Source organism: Kineococcus indalonis, from assembly GCF_009906395.1.
Classification (GTDB): domain Bacteria; phylum Actinomycetota; class Actinomycetes; order Actinomycetales; family Kineococcaceae; genus Kineococcus; species Kineococcus indalonis.
Genome location: NZ_JAAALM010000182.1, coordinates 1 through 7,085, shown reverse-complemented (window position 1 = coordinate 7,085; position 7,085 = coordinate 1). Strand labels below are relative to the sequence as shown.

General features: G+C 77.4%; 7 protein-coding genes. 6 read left to right on the top strand and 1 reads right to left on the bottom strand.

Going from position 1 to position 7,085, the window contains the following annotated elements; genetic code table 11:
- Positions 1 to 29: 29 nt before the first annotated feature.
- The 6 genes from GTR00_RS10695 (at position 30) to GTR00_RS10670 (ending at position 6,234) form a co-directional block, all read left to right on the top strand.
- Entirely contained in the window at positions 30 to 1,118 is a 1,089-nt protein-coding gene (locus GTR00_RS10695; RefSeq protein WP_166611610.1) for a spore photoproduct lyase family protein, read from the top strand.
- 40 nt (positions 1,119 to 1,158) lie between these two features.
- A complete protein-coding gene (locus tag GTR00_RS10690; RefSeq protein ID WP_205705518.1) occupies positions 1,159 to 2,088 on the top strand; it encodes an HAD family hydrolase in 930 nt (309 codons plus the stop codon).
- Between the two features lie 103 nt (positions 2,089 to 2,191).
- Positions 2,192 to 4,531 (top strand): EAL domain-containing protein, encoded by a 2,340-nt coding sequence (locus GTR00_RS10685; protein WP_166611608.1) that lies wholly within the window; start codon positions 2,192 to 2,194, stop codon positions 4,529 to 4,531.
- Between the two features lie 48 nt (positions 4,532 to 4,579).
- Positions 4,580 to 5,380 carry a thymidylate synthase gene (locus GTR00_RS10680; RefSeq protein ID WP_166611607.1) on the top strand — a complete coding sequence of 267 codons (801 nt, stop codon included), beginning with the start codon at positions 4,580 to 4,582 and terminating at the stop codon, positions 5,378 to 5,380.
- A 38-nt stretch (positions 5,381 to 5,418) separates the two neighbouring features.
- Positions 5,419 to 5,919, top strand: a complete 501-nt coding sequence (locus tag GTR00_RS10675) for a dihydrofolate reductase (protein ID WP_166611606.1) — start codon at positions 5,419 to 5,421, stop codon at positions 5,917 to 5,919.
- A gap of 99 nt (positions 5,920 to 6,018) precedes the next feature.
- Entirely contained in the window at positions 6,019 to 6,234 is a 216-nt protein-coding gene (locus GTR00_RS10670) for a hypothetical protein (protein ID WP_166611605.1), read from the top strand.
- 83 nt (positions 6,235 to 6,317) lie between these two features.
- Here GTR00_RS10670 and GTR00_RS10665 read toward each other — a convergent pair whose 3' ends face one another.
- The gene (locus tag GTR00_RS10665; RefSeq protein WP_166611604.1) at positions 6,318 to 6,896 is read right to left on the bottom strand and encodes a TerD family protein; all 579 of its coding nucleotides are present in this window, start codon (positions 6,894 to 6,896) and stop codon (positions 6,318 to 6,320) included.
- Positions 6,897 to 7,085 lie beyond the last annotated feature (189 nt).

Below are 7,085 nucleotides of genomic sequence, written 5' to 3'. Positions count from 1 at the left end.
TCCGCACCGCCGGCGGTGTTGAACAGGACGTGCCGAGCGAGCTGCTCACCCGTCCCCGCCCGTGGACCCCCGCCACCGTCTACGTCACCGCCTCCGCGCAGGCCGAGCCCCACGGCCGCGCGGTCCTCGAGCGCCTCGCCGCCGCCGGCGTGCAGGACGTGCACCTGCTCGGCGGCGACCGCCTGCCGAGCCTGCGCGGCGCCGACGAGCGCGCCACCTACGCCGCCGCCAAGCGCACCCTCGCCGTGGTCACCAGCCCGGCCTCCAAGCGCCGCCCCTCGCCGATCCCGCCCAGCGCGGACTTCGCCTTCCCCATCGCCGAGGGCTGCCCGGGGCACTGCCAGTACTGCTACCTCGCCGGCTCGCTGTCCGGCCCGCCGATCACCCGCGTCTACGCCGACCTGCCGCGCATCCTCGCCGGCCTCGACGAGGTCGTGGGCACCGGCGCGGTGACCTCCGGCACCGCCGAGCGCGGCCACGAGGGCACCACGTTCGAGGCGTCCTGCTACACCGACCCCCTGGCCGTGGAGCACGTCAGCGGCTCCCTGGCCGCCACGATCACCCACTTCGGCACCCACGACTGGCCCGGGCCGGTGCAGCTGCGCCTGACCACCAAGTACGACGACGTCGAGGGCCTGCTGGACCTGCCGCACGGCGGGCGCACCCGCGTGCGCGCCTCCGTCAACGTGCCCGCCGTGGAGCGCTTCGAGGGCGGCACCGCGCGCGTGCCGGCGCGCCTGCGCGCCCTGGGCCGCCTGGCCCGCGCCGGCTACCCGGTGGGCCTGACCATCGCCCCGATCATGCCGGTGGAGGACTGGCGCGCGGCCTACGGCGAGCTGCTGGCCGCGGCCGGCGCGGAGCTGGCCGGCGTGCCCGGCCTGGACCTGACGGTGGAGTGCATCACCCACCGCTTCACGCCGAGGAGCAAGGACGTCCAGCTCGCCTGGTACCCGCGCACCAAGCTCGACCTGGACGAGTCCACCCGCACCCGCAAGCACGGCCGCTTCGGCGCGGTGAAGCACGTCTACGACGCGGCCACGATGCGCGAGCTGCGCTCGTGGTTCGAGGACGCCCGGGCCCGCGAGCTGCCCGCGGCGCGGTACCTGTACTGGACGTGAGCGGGCGCCGGCAGCGGCCGCGCCCGGCGGGTGCGCCAGGATGCCCGGTGTGACCCGCACCCCCGAGGCTCCCCCGTTCGGCCTGCTCCTGGACGTCGACGGCCCGATCGCCAGCCCCGTGACCCGCACGGTCAGCGCGCCGGGCCTGCTGGACAGCCTGCGCGAGCTGCTGGCCGCGGGCGTGCCGGTGGTGTTCAACACGGGCCGCTCGGACCACTTCCTGCGCGAGAACGTGGTGGCCCCGCTGCTGGCGGGCGGCCTGCCGGAGCGCGCGCGGCTGCACGCGGTGTGCGAGAAGGGCGCGGTGCACTTCTCGATCACCGCCGGCGGCGCCGGGCCGCTGCACGTGGACACCGACGTGGCCGTGCCGCCGGCGGCGGTGGAGGCGCTGGAGGGTCTGGCCCGGCGCGACTTCGCGGACACGATGTTCGTGGACGCCGGCAAGCACGCGATGGTCTCGGTGGAGCAGCGCGTGGAGGTGCCCAGCGCGCTGTACCTGGAGGCGCAGGAGCGCTACGACGCCGCGGCCCTGGACGTGCTGGCCGGCCTGGGCCTGGGCGCGGAGCGCCGCGGGGTGCGTCGCCCGGACGCGGCCGGGCGGGTGCGGTGGCGGGTGGACCCCACGATCATCTCCACCGACGTGGAGTCGGTGCTGCTGGGCAAGGACCGCGGCGCGGCCACCGCGCTGCGCCTGCTGGCGGCGGACGGGCCGCTGCCGCGGGCGTGGCGCACGGCGGGCGACTCGCGCACGGACTACGCGATGGCCGACTGGCTGCACGCGCAGGGCCACGAGGTCGTCCACGTGGACGTGCGCCCCGCCGACGGGGTGCCGGCCACGCCGTACCCGGTGCTGGCGTCGTGGCGCAGCGTGCACGACGTGGCGGGTGCGGCGTGGCTGGCCCGGCTGGCGGCGGTGGTGCGCGGCGAGGTGGACGACGACGCGGGTTTCGACGAGCACCTCCCCGGCTGAGCCCCTGCGCGCATACTGGGCGTGTGCATCCGACAGCGGTGAGTCGCCTCGGGGCTGACCCGTCGACGGGGACGCGCCGTCCGCCCGCCGCCCCCCGGCGCTCGTGAGGGAGCTGGAGCGCCTGCGCGCGGCCGTGGCCGACCCCGCGCGCCTGGCGGCGGTGGACGCCTGCGGCCTGGACGCCCCCGCCGGGGACGCCGACCTCGAGGGCGTCGTCGGCCACGTGGCCCGGGTGCTGCGCGCCCCCGTGGCCGCCGTGGAGCTGGTCCGCCCCGGCCGGCACTCCTTCCCCGCCGCGCGGGGCCTGCCCGCGCGCCTCGCCGAGCTGCCCGACGAGCTCAGCCCCGGCGCCCACGTCATCGCCACCGGCAGGTCCCTGAACGTCGCCGACGCCCGCGCCCACCCCGTCTTCCGCCGCCACCCGTTCACCGCGCGCGGCGCCGTGCGCTCCTACCTGGGCGTGCCGCTGACCGACCAGGACGGCTTCGTGCTGGGCGCGCTGTCCGTGGCCGACCGCCACCCGCGCCGCTTCACCGCCGACGACCTCGAGGTGCTGCGCAGCCAGGCGCACCTGGTGCGCACCCTGCTCACCGTGCGCCGCCGCGTCGCCGCCCACGAGCGCGACGCCCGCCTGCTGGAGGCCCAGCGCGACGTGCTGGAGGCCGTGGCCGCCGGCCACCCGCTGCCCGCGGTGCTGGACCGCCTGGCCCGCCACGTCGAGGCGCTGGTGGGGCCGGACGTGCTGTGCGCGGTGATGCTGCTCGACGAGGACGGCCCCACCGTGCGCGACGGCGCCGGCCCCAGCCTGCCCCCGGCCTACCGCGCCGCCGTCGACGGGCTGCCGGTCGCGGAGGGCGTCGGCTCCTGCGGCACCGCCCTGCACCGGCGCGCCCCGGTGGCCTGCGACGACATCGCCACCGCCCCCGAGTGGGCCCCCTACCGGGACCTGGCCGCCGAGCACGGCCTGGCGGCGTGCACGTCGCTGCCGGTGCTGGGCGAGGGCGGCGCCGCGCTGGGCACGTTCGCGCTGTACCGGCGCACCCCGGGGCCGGTGCCGGTGGACGGCGTGGTGCCGGCCCTGCTGCACCTCACGCGCGTGGCCGTCGAGCGCGACCGCTCCGGCCGGGAGCTGGTGCGCCTGGCCACCGTCGACACCGTCACCGGCCTGCTCAACCGCACCGCGTTCCTGGAGCGGCTGCGGGCCGTGCTGGCCGCGCCGCCCGCCCCCGGCGCCGTGCACGCGGTGCTGCTGTGCGACGTGGACCACTTCAAGCTCGTCAACGACTCCCTGGGCCACGCCGCCGGCGACGACTACCTGCGCGCGGCCGCCGACGCGCTGCGCGCCGCGCTGCGCCCGGCCGACGTGGCCTGCCGCTTCGCCGGCGACGCCTTCACCCTCGTGCTGCCCGACGTCACCCCGGACGAGGCGCAGCGCGCCGCCGAGCGGGTGGGGGCCTGCTTCACCCTGCCGGTGAACGTGCCCGGGCACGTGGTGCACCTGTCGGCCAGCACGGGCCTGACCAGCACCGCGCTCAGCGCCACCGTCGACGCGGACCTGCTGCTGCGCGACGCCGACGAGGCGATGCACGCGGCCAAGCAGGCCGGCCGGGCGCGCGTGCAGGTGTACGACGCGCGGGCGCGCGAGCGCTCGACGGCGCGGCGGGAGCTGAGCCTGGCCCTGCGCGACGCGCTGCGCGGGGAGGAGTTCCACCTGGACTACCAGCCGGAGGTGGAGACGGTCTCCGGGCGCCTGGTGGCCTGCGAGGCGCTGCTGCGCTGGACGCGCCCGGGCACCGGCCCGGTGCCGCCGGCGGAGTTCGTGCCCGTCGCCGAGGCCAGCGGGCTCGTCGTCGAGCTGGGCCGGCGGGTGCTCGTGGACGCCTGCGCCCAGCTGGCGCGCTGGCGCGCGCAGCACCGCGCGGCGCGGGAGCTGACGGTGTGGGTGAACGTCTCCCCGCACCAGCTGGGCGACGAGGGCTTCGTCGACGTCGTGGAGGGGGCTCTGCGGGCGGCGGGCCTGCCCGGCACCGCCCTGGGCCTGGAGATCACCGAGTCGGCCGTCATGGTGGACCCGGCGGCGGCCGCCTCGATCCTGGGCCGGCTGCGCCGGCGCGGGGTGCGCGTGGCCATCGACGACTTCGGCACCGGCTACTCCAGCCTGTCCACGCTGCGCTCCCTGCCGGTGGACGTGGTGAAGATCGACCGCTCCTTCACCGCCCGCCTGGGCGAGGGCGACGGCGACCTGCGCATCGTCGACGCGGTGGTGTCGATGGCGCACGCCCTGGACCTGCTCGTCGTCGCCGAGGGCGTGGAGCACGAGCACCAGCGCCGGGCGCTGCGCGCGCTGGGCTGCGACCTGGTGCAGGGCTACCTGCTGGGGCGGCCGGCGCCGGCGGCGCGCTTCGAGGAGCTGCTCGCCGCCCGCGGCCGCGTCCCGGCCTGAGGCGGCGGCGCACCCGCCCGCGCCCTGCACCCGCCTAAGCTCTGGGGCGTGGCTCGCGTGGACACCCAGTACGAGGACCTGCTGCGGCACGTCGCGGCGCACGGCGCGCCGAAGGCGGACCGCACCGGCACCGGCACCCGCTCGTGGTTCGGCGCGCAGCTGCGCTACGACCTCTCCGCCGGCTTCCCGCTGGTCACCACCAAGCGGGTGCACTTCAGGTCCGTGGCGCTGGAGCTGCTGTGGTTCCTGCGCGGGGACTCCAACGTGCGCTGGCTGCAGGAGCGCGGCGTGAGCATCTGGGACGAGTGGGCCGACGAGCGCGGCGAGCTGGGCCCGGTGTACGGGGTGCAGTGGCGCTCCTGGCCCACCCCCGACGGCCGGCACGTGGACCAGATCGCGCAGGTGCTGCACACCCTGCGCACCGACCCGGACTCGAGGCGCATGGTCGTCTCGGCGTGGAACGTGGCCCAGCTGGACGAGATGGCGCTGGCGCCCTGCCACGCGATGTTCCAGTTCCACGTGGCCGACGGGCGCCTGTCGTGCCAGCTGTACCAGCGCAGCGCCGACCTCTTCCTCGGCGTGCCCTTCAACATCGCCTCCTACGCGCTGCTGACGCACCTGGTGGCCGCCGAGGTGGGCCTGGCCGTGGGCGACTTCGTGTGGACCGGCGGGGACGTGCACGTCTACGACAACCACGTCGAGCAGGTCGCCGAGCAGCTCTCCCGCGACCCGCACCCCTTCCCGACCCTGCGGGTGCGCCCGGCGCCGCTGCTGGAGCACTCCTTCGAGGACTTCGAGCTGGTCGACTACGTGCACCACCCGGCGATCAAGGCGCCGGTGGCGGTCTGAGCGCGTCGAGCGGCGGGGGCGGCGGCGGGGGCGCGGGCGTGATCGGCCTGGTGTGGGCGCAGTCCGCCGACGGCGTCATCGGCGCCGGCGGCACCCTGCCGTGGCGGGTGCCCGAGGACATGGCGCACTTCAAGGCCCTGACCCTCGGCGCCACCGTGCTGATGGGGCGGGCCACCTGGGAGTCGCTGCCGCCGCGCTTCCGCCCGCTGCCGGACCGGCGCAACCTCGTGCTCACCCGCGACCGCGCCTACGGAGCCCCCGGCGCGCGCGTCGTGCACGACCTGGACGCCGCCCTGGACGCCGCGGCGGCCGAGGGGGACGTGTGGGTGGCCGGCGGCGGGCAGGTGTACCGGGCGGCGCTGGCGCGCGCGCAGCGCCTCGTGGTCACCGACGTCGACGTGCACGTGGACGGCGACACCACCGCCCCGGGGGTGGGGGAGGGCTGGGTGCTGCGCGCGCGGGAGCCCGCGTCGGGCTGGGCCGTCTCCACCGCCGGGCCGCGCTTCCGCATCAGGACGCTGGAGCGCGCGGACGGCTGACGCGCGCGCGAACCCCTCGCGCCGGCCGCCGCCGCGTGCGACCGTGGTGCCCCCGGTCCCGACGGTGCCGTCGGGACCGACGTCCGCGAGGAGGTCGTGGTGACCGTTCTGGTGTCCCTCGTCGTCATCCTGCTCGTCGCCGCCCTGGTCGGGCGCACGGTGGCCCGAGCCCGCCCGGGCGTGCGCCCCTCCCGCGCCCGGCCGCGCGCCGGCCTGGGCATCGAGCTGCCCGACGTCGTCGGCGGGCGCCGCGCCGCGCCGCCGTCGGTGCACCTGCCCGACACCGAGGCGCACCGCTCGCGCCGCCGCGCCTGAGCCGGACGGGCGCGACCACGCGGTCCCGGGCGGTCCCGGGCGGTCCCGGGCGGCCCGAAGCGGCCCCGGGCGGCCCGGTGGCCTCAGTCGACGGCCACGCCGAAGTCGGTGGCGATGCCGCGCAGGCCGCTGGCGTAGCCCTGCCCGACGGCGCGGAACTTCCACTCCTGCCCGCGCCGGTACACCTCCCCGAAGACCATCGCGGTCTCGGTGGAGGCGTCCTCGGACAGGTCGAAGCGCACGACCTCCTCGCCGGTGGCGCGGTCCACCAGCCGGATGAACGCCCCGTGCACCTGCCCGAAGCTCTGCCGGCGGGCCTCGGCGTCGTGGATGGAGACGGCGAAGACGATGCGCTCGCACGCCTGCGGCACGGACGGCAGGTCGACCTCGACGACCTCGTCGTCGCCCTCGCCCTCGCCGGTGCGGTTGTCGCCGGTGTGCCGCACGGCGCCCTCGGGGCTGGCGAGCTGGTTGTAGAAGACGAAGTGGGCGTCGGAGAGGACCTTGCCGCCGGCGCCCAGCAGCAGCGCGCTGGCGTCGAGGTCGAAGTCCACGCCGGTGGTGGTGCGCACGTCCCAGCCGAGGCCGACGGCCGCCTCGGTGAGGTCCGGCGCCACCTTCGTCAGCGACACGTTGCCGCCCTTGGCCAGCGTCACGCCCACGGTGCCTCCTGTCGTCGTCCTGGCCGCCCAGTCTGGCCGGGTGGGCCGGAGCGTGCCAGGCAGGGGCGTGCCGTGCGGGGGCGCCGGCGCCGCCGGCCGGGCGGGCGACGGGCGGGCGGACGGGTGCGCCCGGGAACAAGGTCCCGGGGCAACGGGCTTGACGCCGGTGCCGGCGGCACGCCCCCGGCG

Coding starts and splice junctions, on each gene's coding strand:
- GTR00_RS10690 (WP_205705518.1), top strand. CDS start 1,159: ATGCCCGGTGTGACCCGCACCCCCGAGGCTCCCCCGTTCGGCCTGCTC.